At 71.8% G+C, this 17,556-nt stretch carries 18 protein-coding genes; 7 read left to right on the forward strand and 11 right to left on the reverse strand.

What is annotated here, in order from left to right; translation table 11 throughout:
- Positions 1–51 precede the first annotated feature (51 nt).
- A complete protein-coding gene (locus OG393_RS13040; protein WP_327374824.1) occupies positions 52–501 on the forward strand; it encodes a subtilase-type protease inhibitor in 450 nt (149 codons plus the stop codon).
- A 159-nt stretch (positions 502–660) separates the two neighbouring features.
- Positions 661–1,026: a hypothetical protein gene (locus OG393_RS13045; protein WP_327374825.1), complete on the forward strand. Its 366-nt coding sequence runs from the start codon at positions 661–663 to the stop codon at positions 1,024–1,026.
- Positions 1,027–1,174: 148 nt separating this feature from the next.
- Here the strand turns inward: OG393_RS13045 and OG393_RS13050 are convergent, their stop codons facing one another.
- The gene (locus OG393_RS13050; protein ID WP_327378411.1) at positions 1,175–1,987 is read right to left on the reverse strand and encodes a helix-turn-helix domain-containing protein; all 813 of its coding nucleotides are present in this window, start codon (positions 1,985–1,987) and stop codon (positions 1,175–1,177) included.
- Positions 1,988–2,209: 222 nt separating this feature from the next.
- Here OG393_RS13050 and OG393_RS13055 point away from each other — a divergent pair, with 222 nt between their 5' ends.
- The 4 genes from OG393_RS13055 (at position 2,210) to OG393_RS13070 (ending at position 5,612) form a co-directional block, all read left to right on the forward strand.
- On the forward strand, positions 2,210–2,413 hold the full coding sequence (locus OG393_RS13055) for a hypothetical protein (protein WP_327374826.1): 204 nt from the start codon (positions 2,210–2,212) through the stop codon (positions 2,411–2,413).
- Positions 2,414–2,439: 26 nt separating this feature from the next.
- Positions 2,440–3,402, forward strand: coding sequence for an ATP-binding cassette domain-containing protein (locus tag OG393_RS13060; protein WP_327374827.1), 963 nt, complete (start codon positions 2,440–2,442; stop codon positions 3,400–3,402).
- Positions 3,399–4,190, forward strand: coding sequence for an ABC transporter permease (locus tag OG393_RS13065; protein WP_327374828.1), 792 nt, complete (start codon positions 3,399–3,401; stop codon positions 4,188–4,190). The genes OG393_RS13060 and OG393_RS13065 overlap by 4 nt, the downstream gene beginning before the upstream one ends.
- A gap of 240 nt (positions 4,191–4,430) precedes the next feature.
- Positions 4,431–5,612 carry a phage baseplate protein gene (locus OG393_RS13070; protein WP_327374829.1) on the forward strand — a complete coding sequence of 394 codons (1,182 nt, stop codon included), beginning with the start codon at positions 4,431–4,433 and terminating at the stop codon, positions 5,610–5,612.
- On the opposite strand, the gene OG393_RS13075 is transcribed toward OG393_RS13070, so the two are convergent.
- The 3 genes from OG393_RS13075 to OG393_RS13085 form a co-directional block, all read right to left on the reverse strand.
- Positions 5,593–6,531, reverse strand: coding sequence for a N,N-dimethylformamidase beta subunit family domain-containing protein (locus OG393_RS13075; protein WP_327374830.1), 939 nt, complete (start codon positions 6,529–6,531; stop codon positions 5,593–5,595). The genes OG393_RS13070 and OG393_RS13075 overlap by 20 nt on opposite strands.
- Before the next feature lie 48 nt (positions 6,532–6,579).
- Positions 6,580–7,437: an alpha/beta fold hydrolase gene (locus OG393_RS13080; protein ID WP_327374831.1), complete on the reverse strand. Its 858-nt coding sequence runs from the start codon at positions 7,435–7,437 to the stop codon at positions 6,580–6,582.
- Between the two features lie 546 nt (positions 7,438–7,983).
- Complete coding sequence (locus OG393_RS13085) at positions 7,984–8,676, reverse strand: metal-dependent transcriptional regulator (protein WP_327374832.1); 693 nt, start codon at positions 8,674–8,676, stop codon at positions 7,984–7,986.
- A 149-nt stretch (positions 8,677–8,825) separates the two neighbouring features.
- Between OG393_RS13085 and OG393_RS13090 the strand changes: the two genes are divergently transcribed.
- Positions 8,826–9,593 carry an SIS domain-containing protein gene (locus OG393_RS13090; RefSeq protein ID WP_327374833.1) on the forward strand — a complete coding sequence of 256 codons (768 nt, stop codon included), beginning with the start codon at positions 8,826–8,828 and terminating at the stop codon, positions 9,591–9,593.
- A gap of 60 nt (positions 9,594–9,653) precedes the next feature.
- Here the strand turns inward: OG393_RS13090 and OG393_RS13095 are convergent, their stop codons facing one another.
- From OG393_RS13095 to OG393_RS13125, 7 genes are all read right to left on the reverse strand, one after another.
- The gene (locus OG393_RS13095; RefSeq protein WP_327374834.1) at positions 9,654–11,018 is read right to left on the reverse strand and encodes a PAS domain-containing protein; all 1,365 of its coding nucleotides are present in this window, start codon (positions 11,016–11,018) and stop codon (positions 9,654–9,656) included.
- 376 nt (positions 11,019–11,394) lie between these two features.
- Entirely contained in the window at positions 11,395–12,651 is a 1,257-nt protein-coding gene (locus tag OG393_RS13100) for a sulfate adenylyltransferase subunit 1 (RefSeq protein ID WP_327374835.1), read from the reverse strand.
- 2 nt (positions 12,652–12,653) lie between these two features.
- Positions 12,654–13,589 carry a sulfate adenylyltransferase subunit CysD gene (gene cysD / locus OG393_RS13105; RefSeq protein ID WP_327374836.1) on the reverse strand — a complete coding sequence of 312 codons (936 nt, stop codon included), beginning with the start codon at positions 13,587–13,589 and terminating at the stop codon, positions 12,654–12,656.
- On the reverse strand, positions 13,586–14,146 hold the full coding sequence (gene cysC, locus OG393_RS13110) for an adenylyl-sulfate kinase (protein ID WP_327374837.1): 561 nt from the start codon (positions 14,144–14,146) through the stop codon (positions 13,586–13,588). The genes cysD and cysC overlap by 4 nt, the downstream gene beginning before the upstream one ends.
- A gap of 19 nt (positions 14,147–14,165) precedes the next feature.
- Positions 14,166–15,524, reverse strand: a complete 1,359-nt coding sequence (locus tag OG393_RS13115; protein ID WP_327374838.1) for an MFS transporter — start codon at positions 15,522–15,524, stop codon at positions 14,166–14,168.
- On the reverse strand, positions 15,521–16,315 hold the full coding sequence (locus OG393_RS13120; protein ID WP_327374839.1) for a class I SAM-dependent methyltransferase: 795 nt from the start codon (positions 16,313–16,315) through the stop codon (positions 15,521–15,523). Before OG393_RS13120 ends, OG393_RS13115 begins: the two co-directional genes overlap by 4 nt.
- 73 nt (positions 16,316–16,388) lie before the next feature.
- Positions 16,389–17,534 (reverse strand): hypothetical protein, encoded by a 1,146-nt coding sequence (locus OG393_RS13125; protein ID WP_327374840.1) that lies wholly within the window; start codon positions 17,532–17,534, stop codon positions 16,389–16,391.
- Positions 17,535–17,556 lie beyond the last annotated feature (22 nt).

Here is a 17,556-nt window from a genome sequence, read left to right on the forward strand (position 1 = left end):
TCGGCAAGACTCCGGACCGCAATCGCACCCGCATCCGAAAAGGAGTCATCCGTGCGTTCCCTCCGCAGCACCCTCGGCGCCACCGTTGTCGCCACCGCCACGGGCGTCGCGTTCATCGGCACGGCCCTCGCGGGCATCGCCGACGCCAAGCCCGCACAGCCCGCCTCCCTCTACCCCGCGTCGGCCGTCGTACTCACGATCGGCAAGGGCGAGACCGCCGCGACGGCGGCGGTGCAGCGGGCCGTGACCCTGGACTGCACGCCCCGCCCCGCGGGCAGTCACCCCACGCCCGTGGCGGGCTGCGCGGAACTCGCCGTGGCCGAAGGCGACTTCGCCCGGCTGTCCGCCGCGCCGGACCACCGTCCGTGCACCCGCGAGTGGGACCCCGTCACGGTCACCGGGGACGGCGTCTGGGAGGGCAGGCGCGTCAGCTGGTCGGCGACCTACGGCAACGCCTGCACGATGAGGGCAGACCTCACGGGAACGGTCTTCGCCTTCTGACCCGGCCCGCCGCTCCGAGCCCGCCCTCACGGACGCGCGCCTTCCCGCGCCGGCCGGACCGGACCGGGCGGCGCGATCGTGGTCACCGGGGAACCGGGGCCCTATCCTCGGTCTGGGGCACGGCCCCGGTTCAACGGTGTCACGGGGGAGGGAAACGGTGTGAACTGGATCTGGGTGGTTCTCATCCTGTTCTGGACGGGCGGCTTCGCGTGGGCGGCCGACAACGTGCGCACGGCGCTGCGCCATCGACACGAACGCAAGATGGAGCGGCTGGAGGCCGCGAAGGCGGAGCGGCTGGCCGTCGAGGCCGCGCATCGGACCCCGGAGCCCGTCTGCGGATGCACCCACCACCTCGCCAAGCACGACAAGCAGGGCCAGTGCCATGAGCGGGTCGAGGTGCCCACGGCCTGGGACGAGAACAAGTTCCCGCTGCGCTACGAAGCCGCGCAGTGCAACTGCCAACAGTACGTGGGCCCGCAGCCCCTCTCACAGGTGTACGCGGAGGAACTGACCGACCGGGCCTGACCCGCGCCGGCGGGCGCAGGCGGCCGGTGTCGGCCGCCTCCGCACGCCGCGCCGCCCCGGCCGCCCACTCGCGGGACGGTCGCGCGGCACTCTCCGGAAGTACCGCACGGCCTCCCGGACGACGCTCCCCGCACGGCCACCGGACCTCCTATCCGCGCTCCGGATCCGCTTCGGGGGCCGAGGCAGGGGCCGGCTCCGCGCCCGGGTCCGGAGGGTCCGGAACCACCGCGGCGCCCTCCGGGGCCCCTCCGGCCTTGTCGGAGAGCAGGATGTCGCGGGCCTGGTCCGCGGCGCGGGCGAGACTTTCGGCGACGAAGTCGAAGAAGCGGGCGACGTTCTCCAGACGTACGGCGGCCGGGGTGCCGGGACCGAGGACGCCGACGCCCTGACGTGAGATCTCGACCTGCTGGATGAGCGCGCGGACGCTGGCGGTCATCGACTGGTGCCAGAGGGTCTCGTCGATGATGTAGCGCTCCCGGCGGCGTTCGTCGCGTTCCCGACGGACGAGCGCCTGGCTCTCCAGGAAGGCGATCGCCTTGGAGATGGACGCCGGACTGACCTGGAGGCGCTGGACGAGTTCGGCGGCGGTCAGGCTGCCGGAGTCGGTCGTGAGCAAGGAGACCATCACCCGCGCCATCATCCTGTTCGGCAGACCCGATTGCATCAGGACGGTGGTGTACCTCTCCTCGTACTCGGCCACCGCCTCCGGGTCGCGTCCGTGCGGCAGGGCGACCGGCTCCGCCACCCGGGACGAGCCGGACTTCCGCCGGGCACGCCGCTCCGTGGCGCGATGGGCCAGGTCCGCACGGTATCCGGCGGGGCCGCCGTTGCGCATCACCTCACGCGTGACCGTCGAGGTCGGCCGTTCGAGACCCCGGGCGATTTCCGCGTAGGCGAGTCCGTCCGCCAGCCCCAGCGCGATCCGCCGACGGTCCTCCTGGGTGAGCCTGCCTCCCGGCATCCCTGCCTCCTTCGTGTTGCCCGAGGTCCGCAGCATAGCGTTCACAGTCACTTCATTGCAACACTCCACCACTCGACCGTTGCGTTAAACCCACCCCCATAGCAACGATTTCAACGGCGAGACCTGCGATGACTGCCTTGTGACGCAACAAGCATGTTGCCACTATCATGAACGCAACGTAGCTTTTCCATTGTTCGAAACAATGAGCAACGGGAGAGCACCATGCTGACGTTCGACACCCCCGCCCCGATCGCCACCGACCGTGCCGGCACCACGGGGGCCACCCCCGGTGTGCCGGCCTCCCTGGACACCGGCACCCTCCACGGCCGCTTCGGCGACGGCGACGGCCCCGGGAACGACGGCACCGCCAGGCTCGAGAGCCACGCGACCACCTCCCAGGGCGGCGTCACCGCCCGCGGCCTCTGACCGGCAGTCCCAGAAGGAGCACCCTCATGACCAGCTTGGCCATCGCGGCGAACGGGCTGCGCAAGTCCTACGGCGACCAGGTCGTGCTCGACGGCGTCGACCTGGCGGTGCCGGCCGGAACGGTCTTCTCCCTGCTCGGACCGAACGGCGCCGGCAAGACCACCGCCGTCAAGATCCTCTCCACTCTCATCGGCGCCGACGGCGGCGAACTGCGCGTCGGAGGCCACGACCTGGCGACCGCCCCGCAGGCGGTGCGGGCCATGATCGGCGTGACCGGTCAGTTCTCGGCGGTCGACGGGCTGATCACCGGCGAGGAGAACATGCGCCTCATGGCGGACCTGCACCGCCTGCCCAAGCGGGAGGGACGGCGGGTCAGCGCCGAGTTGCTGCACCGGTTCGGCCTGTCCGAGGCGGCGAGCAAGCCGGCCGCCGGCTACTCGGGCGGCATGCGGCGCCGTCTGGACATCGCCATGACGCTGGTCGGCGACCCGCGCGTCATCTTCCTCGACGAACCCACCACCGGCCTGGACCCGCGCAGCCGCCACGACATGTGGCGGATCGTCCGTGAGCTGGTCTCCGGCGGCGTCACCGTCTTCCTCACCACCCAGTACCTGGAGGAGGCCGACGAGCTCGCCGACCGCATCGCGGTACTGAACGACGGCAGGATCGCCGCGGAGGGCACCGCCGACGAGCTGAAGCGACTCGTCCCGGGCGGACACGTCCGGCTGGGGTTCACCGACCCGTCCGCCTACCGGTCCGCCGCCGTCGCCCTGCGCGGGGTGACACGGGACGACACGTCCCTGTCCCTGCGCATCGCCGCCGACGGCAGCCCGCGCGCACTGCGCGCGATCCTCGACCGGCTGGACTCGGCCGGCGTCGAGGCCGACGAGCTGACCGTACACACCCCCGACCTCGACGACGTGTTCTTCGCCCTGACCGGCTCCGCCGTGCCCGCCCGGAACGACCAGCCCGAGGAGGCTGCCCGATGAGCGCCCTGTCCCTCGCCGTTCGCGACTCGTCCACGATGCTCCGGCGCAACCTGCTGCACGCGCGCCGCTACCCGTCGCTGACCCTGAACCTGCTGCTCACGCCGATCATGCTGCTCCTGCTGTTCGTCTACGTCTTCGGTGGCGTGATGAGCGCCGGCATCGACGGTGGCGACGGCGACCGCTCCGCCTACCTCGCCTACGTCGTCCCGGGCATCCTGCTGATGACCATCGGCAGCACCGTCATCGGGGCCGCGGTGTCCGTCGCCACCGACATGTCCGAGGGGATCATCGCCCGCTTCCGCACCATGGCCATCCACCGCGGGTCCGTGCTCATCGGGCACGTCGTCGGCAGCGTGCTGCAGTCGATCGCCGGCGTGGTCCTCGTCGGCGCCGTCGCCGTGGCCATCGGCTTCCGCTCCACGGACGCCACCCTCCTGGAATGGCTGGCGGCGTTCGGCCTCCTCACACTCTTCTCGCTGGCCGTCACCTGGATCGCGGTCGGCATGGGCATGGCCAGCCCGAACGCCGAGGCCGCCAGCAACAGCGCGACGCCGCTGATCCTCCTGCCCCTGATCTCCAGCGCGTTCACGCCGATCGACGCGATGCCGGGCTGGTTCCGGCCCCTCGCCGAGTACCAGCCCTTCACCCCCGCCGTCGAGACCCTGCGCGGCCTTCTCCTCGGTACCGGGATCGGGAACAACGGATGGCTCTGCCTCGGCTGGTGCCTGGTGCTCACGGCACTCGGCTACCGCTGGTCCACCGCCTCGTTCAGACGCGACCCGAGGTAGCCGGTCCGTACCCGCGGGCCGCACCCGCACCTCGCCGCACCCCGGCGGTCCGTCGGCACCACACCGGGGCCGCCGCCCACGGACCCGGCGTCCGCGTCCGTCTCACGAGTGCACCGGCCGGCCTTCCGCCCGGTCTCCCCCGCCGCCCGTCCGGCTCGCCGCGACGACGCGACCTGCCCGGTGGCGCGGGAGACGGTGCCCGTAGGCTCGGCCTCTCCTGCCGTCTTGAGGAGTCGTCACTTGATCAAGCTCTCCGCCGTCACGCCCCCGCTCCTGTCGGGAGCGACGCTGGCCTCACCCGTCAGCGTCGCTCAGTCCGTCTACTGGGAGTCCGTCGACCAGCTCTGGTACCTCTGTCAGCCCGACGGCACCGAAGCCGACATGGACCGTGTCACCGTCACCCGGCTCACCGCGGACGGGGTCCTGCTGGACTCGATGCACCTCGGTCGGTCCGGACACGGTACGGGGCTGAGCGTCGAGCGGGACGCGACCGGCGTCCACCTCTGGGCCGGTGCCCTGCCGCAAGGCGGCTGGTCCAGGGCCCTCGCCCGGGTGCCCTACGCGGCGGGCGGCACGGCCGACGCCTCCGACCCCTCCGTCCTGCGCACCCCCCGCTCCGGGGTGTACCGCGTCTCCTCGACGATCGACCCGACCCGGCGCCAGCTGATCTTCCGCTGGCAGTCGGACAACGTCTCGTCCCCGTCGGGCTCCGGCGGCATCGACCGGTACGACCTGGCCGCCGCCGCTGCCGGAACGTTCACTCCCCTCCAGACGCTGCCCTTCGGCCCCTCTGGCAAGACCCTCCAGGGCTTCGTCGGCCTGGGCGACCACGTGTACCACCTCTACGGCGACCAGAACGTCGACAACACCACCGTGACCTGCACGGACTGGAACACCGGAACGGTGCTCCAGTCACAGTCGGTCGGCGCCTTCCCCGGGCTCGTCAACCGCGAGCCCGAGGGCATATGCGTGTACGGGAACAGCCCCGGTGACCCGGCGGCCACCCTCGCGTTCGGCATCGCGGCGAAGCCCGCGTCGGGGCGGCAGATCAACATCGCCCGCTTCCCGCACCCCGGCACGAACCCCTGGGTCGAGGTGCCCTACGACACCACGGCGTACACGCCGAACAGCCCGAACTACGTGCCCCAGTACCGGCTCTCCGGCGACCGGGTCCATGTGCACTTCTCGCTGGCCAAGGCCGACGGGACGGCCTGGGAACCGGGTGAGACGCTCTTCCGGCTGCCGCTGCGGGCCCGGCCGGACCGGACCCAGCGTCTGGTCGGAGTGGTGAGCGGGGCCGCCGTCGCCGCGGACACGATGGCCGTGCGGTTCGAGGTGACCACGGACGGCCGGGTGTCCGTCTGGGACGAACGCGATCTGGCCGGCTGGATCGGCGGGGACGTCAGCTTCTGGGTCTGCTGACCGTCGCCAGCATCCCGTCCAGCAGCTCGGTCGCGGCCCGCCGGGCCTCCGCCGTGGCGTGACCGGGCTCGCTGAGGGTGAACGGCCGCCGGAGACCGGCCGTTCCGCCGGGCGAGCGCGTCACGGCCGCCCTGGTCCGGCGGGCCCAGCGGCCCTCGCCGGGGGAACCGGGGAGGACGACCACGCCATACCGCGCCGGATCGACCCTGGCCCGGTGCAGATCCTCCTCGGTCGCGTAGGTGACGTCGTAGCCGGACTCCTCGAGCCAGCGGGCCGCGCTGGTGTCCGTGGCGAAACCCGGGGGCATGCCCAGACCCGGGTACGCACCGGCCGCGGCCGACAGGGGGACCACGGCCAGCACGTCGGAGCGGCGGGCCGGATCGCGGACGACGAAGGGGGCGTAGGCCCGGTGGCCGTCGGCGGACGTGAGGACGGCCAGGAAGATGCCGGACACCCAGCTCGGGGGCACGCGCAGCGTCCAGGCCGGGCGGGCGCCGGCGGCGGCGGCGACCGCCACGTCCTCCGCGGTGAGCAGATGGCGGGCGCGCAGCCCCCCGTAGTGGCCGAGCCGGTAGACCTCGACCGTGCAGGACCGGGCGGTACGGGAGGAGAGGCGCAGACCGAGGGTCTCGCCGGGGGCGACGGAGGCGGTCGACGCGCTGCCCTGGATCTGCGGCCGGTCCAGGTCGACCCCGCAGGTCTCGCGGCAGCCGAGACCCCATTCGTCGGAGCCGGCCGCCGTGTTCTCCCGTACGACCGGGTTGTCGCCGGTGCTCACGGGCGGAGCGGTCGGCAGCGCCTCGGCGGGGCCGGCCGTCCACCAGGCGCTCGCGGCGACGCCGGTCCCCGCGCCGAGCGTGCGCAGGACCGTACGACGGGACAGTTCCCCCACGGGTCGACCTCCGGAGCCGGTTGTCATGGAGTGATCATCGTACGGACACCGGGGGGTGGCCCTCACCGCGGTCGGTCAGGACGTGAGGACGCCGTTCAGGAAGGGTTCGACGGCCTCGCGCCAGGCGGTGGCGTGCGCGGCTTCGTAGGGGAGCAGATGGCCGGCGTCGGGGACCTCGGCGTACGCCCCACGGGGCAGCACCCGCACCATCTCCTGGGCCTCCGCGCGCCCCAGTTCACCGTCCAGGCCGCGGACCACGAGGGTGGGGCAGCGGACCTGGGCGAGCGAGTCCCAATGGGCGTCGTGAACCCAGGTCTCGCGGGAGGTCAGCATCTGGGCGGGGTCGAAGACGGGCCGCCAGCCGTCGGGGCCCTCGGTCATCACCTCGGCGAAGAACTCGCCGCGGGCCGGGTTCGGGCGGTCGACCCAGGGGTCCTCCTCACCGAACCACGCGCGTACCGCGTCGAGCGAGGCGAAGGGGACGGGCCAGCGGCGGAACCAGTCCTGCCACTCCCGCTGGGACGCGGCCCCGAGGGCGGAGGCCCGCATGTCGCAGATGACCAGGGCGCGGACGAGATCGGGGTGCTGGGCGGCGAGCTGCCAGGCGGTGAGGGCTCCCATGGAGTGTCCGACGAGGGTGACGGGGCCGAGACCGAGCCGCTCGACGACGGCCGCCGCGTCGGCGACGTACGCCTCGCGCGTGAACGGGCCCGCGACGGGTTTGCCGCTGCGGCCGTGACCGCGCTGATCGAGGGCGACGGTCCGGTGACGCCCGGCCAGCCAGTGCGCGGTGGGGGCCCAGTGGGAGGCCCGCCCCATCAGCCCGTGGAGAAGTAAGACCCCGGAGGTGTCCTCCCGGACACGCTCCTCGCCGAACTCCCAGGCAACCAGGCGTACGCCGTCGGCTCCGGGGACGTCCATACGTCGCACCATGTTCCCTGGCACCCCCTCTTTTTCATCGAGCGTGTCCAACCCGGCCAGACTATCGAACCTCTATTCGAAAACGGCGGTCCGCCGCTCAACACCCCTCGTTCGAGTGACCACGTTCAAGGATTGACGGCCGACGCCGGGGGGAGATGTTCAGCGGGAGGCGGACCGCTCGGGGAAAACGGTCCGAGGGGAACGACCCTGGGAGCTCGGGGCTCCGGGTCGACACAGGGGAGGACAGGCCCCGGCGTCCATGGGCGCCGGGGCCCTCTGTCGTTCGGCGCACCGCCCACATCGCACCCTCCCCGGCACGTACGGCTTGCTCGCGTGGCACCAGCGTGGCACGCCGCGGGTGCGGCCGTGGTGGTTCCGCCGTAAAACGGGAGGGCTGTTGACCGCGCGAGGGGCGCGCGGCCGACGACGACCCGCCCCGGTCATGGCGGAAACCCGCCGGGCGGAACACCCGGGGGCCTCCGCCGGCGGGTCCGCGGTGCGGAGGAGGGAGCGGCGGGGCGGACGGTACGGGAAGAGCGGGTGCGCGCAGAGCGGGGGTCAGCGCTTGGCGACGAAGACGTGCGCGGCGACCTCGGCGTCCAGCTCCGCCGCCTCGCCGCTGCTGCCGACGAGGACACCGCCCGGCGACTCGGTCACGCTGACGACCGAACCGGGCTGCACACCCGCCCGCCGCAGCGTGTACATCAGCTGCGCGTCCGTCTGGATCGGCTCGCCGATCCGGCGGACGATCACCGTCTTGCCGCCGTCGCCCGTCTCCAGGTCCGCCAGCGACACCATGGAGTCGTCCAGGAACGCCTCCGCCTCGGCCTTCTCGCCCAGCTCCTCCAGGCCCGGGATCGGATTGCCGTACGGCGACTCCGTGGGGTGCCGCAGCAGCTCCAGCACGCGGCGCTCCACGGCCTCGCTCATCACGTGCTCCCAGCGGCATGCCTCGGCGTGGACCTGCTCCCACTCCAGGCCGATCACGTCGACAAGCAGGCACTCGGCGAGCCGGTGCTTGCGCATCACGCGGGTCGCCAGTCGTCGGCCCTCCTCCGTCAGCTCCAGATGACGGTCGCCGGCGACGGTCACCAGGCCGTCGCGCTCCATACGGGCGACGGTCTGGCTCACGGTGGGACCACTCTGGTCCAGCCGCTCCGCGATCCGGGCACGCATCGGGACCACACCTTCCTCTTCGAGTTCGAGGATGGTGCGGAGATACATCTCCGTTGTGTCGATCAGTCCGGACATACGTGCCCCTCGATGAGTCGTGCGCTGGCCCTGCACCAATTCTGACGCATCGCGCCGACAACCGTGCCGCGCCGGGGCGAGGCGGTATTGACAGAGCAATGGTCCAGACCGCACCGTGATCCGCGACACGACGACAAGGAGCTTCTGGAATGGGCGACAGCGCGGGCGAGAGCAAGCTGGCCGGAGAGTTCTTCGACGCCGCGATCGGCCTGCTCCAGCGGGTACGCGACGAGGACGCGGGAGAAATCGCCGCCGCCGGCACGGCGATCGCGGAAGCCGTCGCGGCGGGCGGCCGGCTCTTCGCCTTCGGCGCGGGCCACTCCTCGCTGGCCGCCCAGGACGTCGTCTACCGGGCGGGCGGACTGGCGCTCATGAACCTGCTGGCCGTACCGGGCGTGGTCGGCGTCGACGTGATGCCCGCGACGCTCGGCTCGGCCCTGGAGCGGGTCGACGGCCTGGCGAGCGCGGTCCTGGACTCCTCCCCGGCGAAGGCCGGCGACGTCCTGATCATCATCTCGCTCTCCGGCCGCAACGCCCTGCCGGTCGAGATGGCGATGAACGCCCGCGCGCTCGGCCTCACGGTGATCGGCGTGACGTCGGTGGCCTACGCGACGGAGACGAAGTCACGGCACGTCTCGGGCGGCTACCTGAAGGACCACTGCGACATCGTCCTGGACTCCCGGATCGCGGTCGGAGACGCCGAACTGACCCACGCGGGCATCGAAGCGCCCTTCGCCCCCGCGTCGACGGTCGTCACCAGCGCCCTGATGCAGGCCACGATGGCGGCGGCGGCCGAGGAGATGGTCCGTCTCGGCGTCGAGCCGCCCCTGCTGCGCTCGGGGAACGTGGACGGCGGGCACGAGTGGAACGGGCGCGTGATGACGGAGTACCGGGACCGGATCTTCTACCGGCACTGACGGCACGGACCGGCACAGACCCGGCCCTCCGGGCCCGCCTCCTCGGGGGGCGACGGCCCGTCAGAGGGCGCCCGCCGGGTTCACCGGGTTCACCCCCGCCAGGTCGAGCGAGGCCGCCACCCGGACCGCGACCGTCTCCGCGTAGACCGCGTCCGGGCGCTCGAAGGCGGGACGGGAGGACGAGCGGAGCAGTGTCAGCACGCCGACCGTACGCCCCCGGCTGCGCAGCGGCATGCACAGCGCGTGCACGGCGTCGCGCGGCCACTGGCGTTCCGCGGCCCAGTCCTCCGCGGCCCGCGTGCTGCCCACCGACGCGGAGGCGCGGACCGGTCCGAGGCGTGTGACGGCCTGGAGGGCCGGATGGCCGGAGGCGTACCGCAGCGGGATTCCGGCGCCCGCCACCGCACCGACCGGGCCGGGTGCGCCGGTCGGGGTGGCCGCGGCGCGGACCAGACGCTGCTCGCCCGCCAACTCGTCGACGAGCGCGTGGTCGGCGAACCCGGCCAGCGCGAAGTCCAGCAGCACGGCCGCCGCCTCCCGCGGGTCCTCGCATTCGGCCGCCGCCGCGCCCGCCCGGTGGAGCTGGCTGTAGCGGAAGCGCATCCGGTCCGCCTCCTGCTCGGCCAGCCGCTCCTCGGTGACGTCCTGGAACAGCCAGCCCACGCCCAGGGGCACCGGCTCCTCCGCCAGCGGGGACGCCAGCCGCAGGAAGCCGCTGCGCCAGCAGCGGCGCCGTTCGCCCTGCGCGGTCCGCAGGGTCACCCAGACCTCGGCCAGGGCCCGCGGCGCCCCCTCGGCCAGTACGTGCTGGAGCGCGCCCTCCAGGTCCTCGACGCCCTGGACGACGACTTCGCCGAGCGGCCGGCCCAGCAGCGCCGTGCGTCCGACACCCATGACCCGGGCCGCGTGCGCGTTCACCACGGCCGGGCGCAGGTCGACGTCGACGAGGACCACCCCCCAGGAAGCGTCCTCGAACAGCGCCTCGCTCAGCGCGATCGACCGTTCCAGGTCGATCTGCGCGTGCACCTCGCTGAACGCGCAGTAGACCCCGGCCGGGGAGCCGTCGGGTCCGCGCACCCCGGCCGACTGGGTCCGCACCAGGACCCGGCTGCCGTCCTTGCGCAGCAGCGCGAACTCGTGGACCTGGCGCCCCGGCGTCCGCATCGCCGCCATGAGCCGTGTGAGCGCCTGGTCGGCGTCGGCGGCGCGCGCCGCCCAGCCGTCGAAGCCGTGCCGGCCCACCGCCTCCGACGCCGACCAGCCGAGAATCCGCTCGGCCTCCCGGTTCCAGTGCGTGACGTTGCCGGCGGCGTCGAACGCGCAGAGCGCCGCGTCCATCCCGTCCAGCAAGGCGGCGAGCAGATCCTCCCCCGGGCCGTGGCCCTCGGCCCCGCGCTCCGCGGTCTCGCTCCTGGCAGCACTCATCCCGGACCCCCTGGCAGGACGGTGTACGCGCGTGCACCCGCACGCCCCGGGCAATTCAACTGGAACGTGACCCAGGACACACCCGGTTCGCGGAAATCGTTGCCCCGCGATAAATCGGTTGAGCCCCCGCACCGAGCTTCCTAGGGTGGGCGCACACGCTGAAAGGAGGTGATCCGAAAACATGGTTTCTTTTCGGACTCGTGAGGTGACTGCGGGCTAAGGCCTGCCGTCGCACTCTGTGCACCCCGGCAGGTCTTCTGCCGACATCAACGCAGTCACCCGACCCGTGGGCCGCCGGTATGTCCGGCCGGCTTCCGTCCGACTCGAGCGGACGGGACCAGGCCCACGGGTCGTCTGCGTTCGCGCATCCCGCGGATCACCGGATGTCGTCGACCATGCCGGCGGCGAGGGTGGTGCCGTCGGCGGGGTCGATGAGGAGGAAGGAGCCGGTGCGGCGGGAGTCGGCGTAGGCGTCGAGGGCGAGGGGTTCGGCGGTGCGGACCACGACCCGGCCGATCGCGTTGGCGGTGAGCCGCCCCGGACTCGGCTGCTGGGACAGGTCGTCCAGGGAGAGCCGGGACGGGATCTCCGCGACGACCGCCTTGACCGTGCGGGTGGTATGCCTGAGCAGCACCCTGTGGCCGACGGCGAGCGGCCGGTCGGCCACATGGCAGACGATCCCGCCGATCTCCCGCGAGACCGGTGGCGCCGCCGACGTCGGGGCGATCAGGTCGCCGCGGGAGATGTCGATGTCGTCGGCGAGCCGGATGGTGACCGACTGGGGTGCCCAGGCGATGTCGACCGGGTCGCCGAGCCGATCGATGGCCTCGATGGTGCTGGTCCGGCCCGAGGGCAGCACGGTCACCGGCTCTCCGACCCGGAGCGTGCCCGTGGTGATCTGCCCGGCGTAGCCGCGGTAGTCGGGGTGCTCGGCGGTCCGCGGACGGATCACGTACTGCACCGGGACGCGGGCGGCGGTGCCGGAAGGATCGGCGGTCACCGGAACGGTCTCCAGGTGTTCGAGGACGGTGGGGCCGCCGTACCAGTCCATGTGCGCGGAGGGTTCCACGACGTTGTCGCCGGCGAGCGCGGAGACCGGGATCGAGATGACCGGGGGCGCGCCGAGCGCGGTGGCGTACCGGGTGAACTCCTCGGCGATGGCGGTGAACACGGGCTCGGCGTAGTCGACGAGGTCCATCTTGTTGACGGCGAGGACGACGTGCGGGACGCGTAGGAGTGCGGCGACGGCGGCGTGGCGGCGGGTTTGTTCGACGACGCCGTTGCGGGCGTCGACGAGGACGAGGGCGAGGTCGGCGGTGGAGGCGCCGGTGACCATGTTGCGGGTGTACTGCACGTGGCCGGGGGTGTCGGCGAGGATGAAGCGGCGTCGGCTGGTGGCGAAGTAGCGGTAGGCCACGTCGATGGTGATGCCCTGCTCGCGTTCGGCGCGCAGGCCGTCGGTGAGCAGTGCGAGGTCGGGGGTTTCCTGGCCGCGGGAGCGGGAGGCGTGTTCGACGGCTTCGAGCTGGTCGGTGAGGACCGATTTGGAGTCGTGGAGCAGGCGGCCGACGAGGGTGGACTTGCCGTCGTCGACGGAGCCGGCGGTCGCGAAGCGCAGCGTGTCGATGGTCATGGCTAGAAGTACCCTTCGCGTTTGCGGTCTTCCATCGCGGCCTCGGACATCTTGTCGTCGGCGCGGGTGGCGCCGCGTTCGGTGAGGCGGGAGGCGGCGATCTCGGCGATCACGGCGTCCAGGGTGGTGGCGTCGGAGTCGACGGCGCCGGTGCAGGACATGTCGCCGACGGTGCGGTAGCGCACCAGCCGCTTCTCCACCCGCTCGCCGTCCCTCGGACCGCCCCACGCTCCGGGGGCCAGCCACATCCCGTCGCGGGCGAAGACCTCCCGCTCGTGCGCGAAGTAGATCCGGGGCAGGGCGATGTCCTCGCGCTGGATGTACTGCCACACGTCCAGCTCGGTCCAGTTCGACAACGGGAACACCCGCACGTGCTCACCCGGCGCGTGCCGCCCGTTGTACAGCTGCCACAGCTCGGGCCGCTGACGACGCGGGTCCCACTGCGAGAACTCGTCGCGCAGGGAGAACACCCGCTCCTTGGCCCGCGCCTTCTCCTCGTCACGCCGGCCGCCACCGAACACCGCGTCGAACCGGTGCTGACGGATCGCCTCCGTCAACGGCACCGTCTGCAACGGGTTACGCGTCCCGTCCGGGCGCTCCCGCAACCGGCCGTCGTCGATGTAGTCCTGCACGGAGGCGACATACAACCGCAGCCCGTGCGCGGCGACCGTCCGGTCCCGGTACTCCAGCACCTCGGGAAAGTTGTGCCCGGTGTCCACATGCAGCAACGTGAACGGCACCGGCGCCGGCGCGAACGCCTTCAACGCCAGATGCAGCATCACGATCGAGTCCTTACCACCGGAGAACAGGATCACCGGCCGCTCGAACTCACCCGCCACCTCACGGAAGATGTGCACCGCCTCCGACTCCAGCGAGTCGAGATGCGACAGGGCGAACGGACTGTCGGTCGCCTCGTGGACGTTGACAAGGGTGGTCACGCCAGGCCCCTCTCGGTGAGCAGCGCGTGCAGCGCCGCCGCTGACTCCTGCACGGTCTGGTTGTGGGACTCGATCCGCAGATCGGGATCGCGCGGCTCCTCGTAGGGGTCGTCGACCCCGGTGAGACCACTGATCTCACCCGCCGCCTGCCGGGCGTACAGCCCCTTCACATCACGCACCGAACACACCTCCACCGGCGCCGCGACATGCACCTCGACGTAGGGGGTGCCCTCGGACCGGTGGCGTTCGCGGACGCTCTCGCGGCTGTCCTGGTAGGGGGCGATGACCGGGACGAGGACCTTCACGCCGTGGGAGGCGAGGAGTTCGGCGACGAAGCCGATCCGCTGGACGTTGGTGTCCCGGTCCGCGCGGCCGAAGCCGAGCCCCACGGAGAGGAACGTGCGGATCTCGTCGCCGTCCAGCACCTCGACCCGATGGCCCGCACCCCGCAACCGTCCCGCGAGTTCGTGGGCGATGGTCGTCTTGCCCGCGCTCGGCAGACCGGTCAGCCAGACCGTCGCACCCGGCCGACGGGCGCGGGCCCCCCGCTGATTCATCGGGTCCCCTCCATGGGCGTCAGGAAGTGGCACGGACGACGTCCCTATCGGGCTCGGGCGCGGGCTTCCCGACGCCGATGGCGCTCTCGGCCGAGCCCTCCCGGGGCAGCCGGAGGGTCAGGACGCCGAGGAGGACGGTGGTCGCCGCGATCACGACGTAATACCACATGAAATCGCCGGTGAGGTTCTTCAGGAACGCGGCGGTGTAGTTGCCGACGATTCCACCGACGCCCTGGGTCACATTGGTGACACCGAAGATGACCGTCGCCGCGGCGCCCGAGGCCGATTTGGACACGTACGCCGGAACGAGTCCGTAGATCGGGTAGAAGGCCAGGGCGAAGAGCACGCCGGACACCATGGGGAGATACCCGACCGGCGCGACCGCCAGCAGGACGGCGGAGGCGAAGAAGAGCGCGTAGCACATCACCAGCGAGGCCCGTACGCCGATCCGGTCGGAGAGCCAGCCCACGGCGAATCCGGCGAACATGCCGATGACACCGATCGTCCCCCAGACCTGGGCCGTGAATTCGATGTCGAACCCGAGGCCCTCACGGAGATAGGGCGACAGGTAGTTCTGGAACGGCATGCAGGCGAACCCGTTCAGGAACTTCATCGTCCAGACGATGACCACCCAGCGGACCAGCACCATGCGCCAGCCCGCGCGGGCGCTGTTGCCGCGCGGGCCGGCCCCGCCCTCGGCGCTCTCTCCGGCGTCGCCGGGGCGCGCCTCCTCCTCGGGGCGGAACAGGCCCAGCCGGAAGAAGGTGACGGCGGCCACGGCGGTCACCATCAGCGTGCCGAACCCGACCGAGTACCACAGGCCCCTCCAGTTGCCGTCCTGGACGTAGGCCGGCACCAGCAGGCTGTTGACGAACACGCCGTAGCTGGTGCCGCTGGACACCAGGCCCAGCACCTTGCCGCGGTGCCGGTAGTCGATCACCCGGCCGACGATCTCGACGAGCGGGACGTACACGGACGCCGCGGTGCCGCCGAGGATCGTCAGCAGGACGCCGATGAACACGATGCTGTCGGTCACCGGCACCAGGACCAGGCACAGTCCGCACAGGACGACCGAGCCGATGACGACCTGGCCGCCGCCGATGCGGGTCGACAGCCAGGTACCGAGGAGGGCGAACAGCAGGAAGCCGAGCTGTCCGGCCGCCGTGACCGTCCCGACCACCGTGTAGCCGAACCCGAGATCGTTGCGCATGTCGGTGACGATCTGCGCGAAGAGGTAGAACCCGAATCCGTAGGTCGCCGCGACGAAACTGGTCAGCAGCACGGTCACGACGAATCCGGCGAGGATCTTCGAGCGGTGTCCGCCGGTGTTCTTCTCGCTCACCACTGACCTGGCCTTCTCCGATGCGTTCTCGTTCATGACTTCCGGGCGACGTGGATCACGAAGTCCACCTCGTCGAGGTCGAAGTCCTCCCGGAAGTCGCCGAAGGTCTGCACGGTGTCGAAGCCCGCTTCGACCAGCAGCGCCGCCAGCTCCGCCGACAGAACGGGGTAGACCTCCAGGTGGTGCGTACCGCCGTCCGGGAAGTCGTACCTGAAGCGGCAGAGCCGCTCGTCGACGTGGGCCACGGTCACCTCGGCCCCGGTCCCGCAGTAGTAGTAGTTGCCGCTGCTCTGGTACCGGTGCCGACGGATGGCGTCGAAGTTCCGGTGGTCGACGATGAGGATGCCGCCGGGGTTGAGCGCCTCGTGGAACTCCTCGAGCACCGCTCGCCGGTCGCTCTCCTGGAAGAGGTGGGGGAAGGAACTCCCCAGGCAGATGACCGCGTCGTAGCGGCCGTCGACGTGTTCCCGCAGGCCGCGCCAGTCCGCCCGCAGGATGCGGAAGGACTGCCCGTGGCGTTCGGCGTTCCGACGGGTCCGCTCGATCATCTCCGCGCTGCCGTCCGCCGCGGTGATGTCGAAGCCCTGCTGGGCCAGGGTGATGGAGTGGTAGCCGGTGCCCGCGGCGACGTCGAGCACCCGGCGGGCCTCGGCCCCGTTCAGCAGTTCCACGAAGAAGTCCTGCTCGCTCGCCCGGCGGCGGTCCCAGTCGATGAGCTGGTCCCATCGGTCCACGAGTGTGGGGATGTACTGGGCCTCGAAGCCGTCCGCGTCGGCCGTCTCGGCGATGGGGGCCTGGCCCCCGTTCCGGGGTGCCTGTGTGGTCATGATGGTCCTCTGGCTCTCTCCGACGGTGCACAGCAAGGGGGGCGCGGCCGTGCCGGGCCGGGCCCCGGCGGGCTCAGGCGTACCGCGCCGCGAACGCCGCGTATTTCGTGCCGAGTTCATCGGCCCACCCGGAGACGTCGCCGAGCTTCATGCTCTGGCACTCGTAGCGGAGCAGCCGCTTCATGACCGCCATCTCCGGCTCCGTGAAGTGCACGGTGCCGTCCTGGTCGATCCGGTCGATGCCGTCGGCCCGCTGGCACTCCTCGTTCAGCCGGATCGCCTCGGCCAGCCCGAGCCCGTCCGGCAGGTCGAGCGCGGCACCGTCCCGGTGCACCCGAACGGGGTAGCCGCCGGGCAGGCCGTCCGGTGCGGGAGCGTGCGCGAGCGTCCCGCTGTCGGTGGCCAGGCCCCGCAGGACGCGCACCGCGGAGGACGCCGTGAGCAACTGGCCGTCGATGCCACCCAGGCGCTTGAGACGGCGGTCGAGCTGGGCGAAGAGGGCGCCGTGGTCCACCTCGGCGCCCGGCCGTCCCGCCACCCGTACCGAGAGGTGGTAGGCGCCGCGCCCGGCGTCGCCGAAGCGGGGTACGTAGTGGCTGAAGTAGTGCTGCGCGGTGAGCCGCAGTTCCACGTCCGCCGGCCGCGCGTCCAGCAGGTGCGCGGCGCCCAGGGTGAGCGCGGGCACGATGTTGGCCACGTTGCCGACGCCGACCGTCGGGGCCAGGCCGACCCTGTCGAGTACGGGGCCGACCGCGTCGGGGAAGGAGGCGTTGACGACCTTGGCGTCGGTGCCGGAGTCCCGCACCGCCCGCATCAGCAGGTGGTTGAGTGTCAGGTGCATCGGCAGCCAGGGCCCGAACTGCGCCTCGTCCAGCTTTTCGAAGACGTCCTTGGGCAGCGCCGTGATGACCCGCCAGGACTGCAGTGACCCGCCCATGAAGATGATGTCGGGCCGGACCTCGGCCAGGGTCTGGGCCGTGGCGTCGACGTCGCGGAGGTCGACCCGCACGGTGTCGACGGTGCCGTGGTGGCCGAGGTTGGTGGCGGTGAACAGCGCGAGGTTGCCCCGTCTGCGGATGGTCTCGGTGTCGCGTCCGGCCAGGACGACCCGGTTGGTCGCCGGGTCGCTCAGGAGCATGGTGAGCACCTTGGCGGACAGGTCGCCCATGCCCACGAGCATGATGAGCGGCTTGTCGGGGCCGTCGGTGAGGGAAGTCAAGGGATCGCCTCCGGGGTGCGGG

Source organism: Streptomyces sp. NBC_01216 (assembly GCF_035994945.1).
Lineage (GTDB): Bacteria > Actinomycetota > Actinomycetes > Streptomycetales > Streptomycetaceae > Streptomyces.